Source organism: Finegoldia magna (assembly GCF_003182075.1).
Lineage (GTDB): Bacteria > Bacillota > Clostridia > Tissierellales > Peptoniphilaceae > Finegoldia > Finegoldia magna.
Genome location: NZ_QGTH01000059.1, coordinates 1 through 1,100 on the forward strand (window position 1 = coordinate 1; position 1,100 = coordinate 1,100).

Genomic DNA, 1,100 nt, shown 5'->3' on the forward strand with positions numbered 1-1,100 from the left:
ATAATTTTAGAAACAACGCCAGCTCCTACTGTTCTTCCGCCTTCTCTGATGGCAAATCTTAATCCTTCTTCGATTGCGATTGGAGTGATTAATTCGATTATGAATTTTGCGTTATCTCCTGGCATTACCATTTCTACGCCTTCTTCTAATGCAATGTTTCCTGTTACATCTGTTGTTCTGAAGTAGAATTGTGGTCTGTATCCTGAGAAGAATGGTGTATGTCTTCCACCTTCTTCTTTTGTTAATACGTATACTTCTGCTTCAAATTTTGTGTGTGGGTGGATTGTTCCAGGTGCTGCTAATACTTGTCCTCTTTCGATGTCTTCTCTTTGTACACCTCTTAGTAATGCTCCGATGTTATCTCCAGCTTCTGCTTCGTCAAGTTGTTTTCTGAACATTTCTACACCTGTTACTACTACTGTTCTTTTTTCTGTTGTAAGTCCTACGATTTCTACGTTGTCTCCTACTTTTACTTTTCCTCTTTCTACTCTACCTGTAGCTACTGTTCCACGTCCTGTGATTGTGAAGATGTCTTCTACTGGCATTAGGAATGGGTGGTCAACGTCTCTTACTGGAGCTGGGATCCATTCGTCTACTTCTTCCATCAATTTCATGATTTTGTCTCCCCATTCTCCGTCTGGATCTTCTAATGCTTTTAATGCTGATCCTACTACGATTGGTGTGTCGTCTCCTTCGTATTCGTATTCGTTTAATAATTCACGTACTTCCATTTCAACTAATTCGATTAGTTCTGGGTCGTCTACTTGGTCTTCTTTGTTTAAGAATACTGCGATTTTTGGTACGCCTACTTGTCTTGCTAACAAGATGTGTTCTCTTGTTTGTGGCATTGGACCGTCTGCTGCACTTACTACTAGGATTGCTCCGTCCATTTGTGCTGCTCCTGTGATCATGTTTTTAACGTAGTCAGCGTGACCTGGACAGTCTACGTGTGCGTAGTGTCTTTTTTCTGTTTCGTATTCTACGTGAGAAGTGTTGATTGTGATTCCTCTTTCTCTTTCTTCTGGTGCTTTATCGATGTTAGCGTAGTCTACGAATTCTCCTGAGCCCATTCTCTTGTTTAATACAAGTGTTACGGCTGC

1 protein-coding gene is annotated in these 1,100 nt (G+C 40.9%); it reads right to left on the reverse strand.

Features of this window, described 5'->3' with window-relative positions; genetic code table 11:
- Positions 1-1,100, reverse strand: a 1,100-nt coding sequence (gene tuf / locus DES33_RS09585; protein WP_110058846.1) for an elongation factor Tu, incomplete at both ends; no start/stop codon positions are given.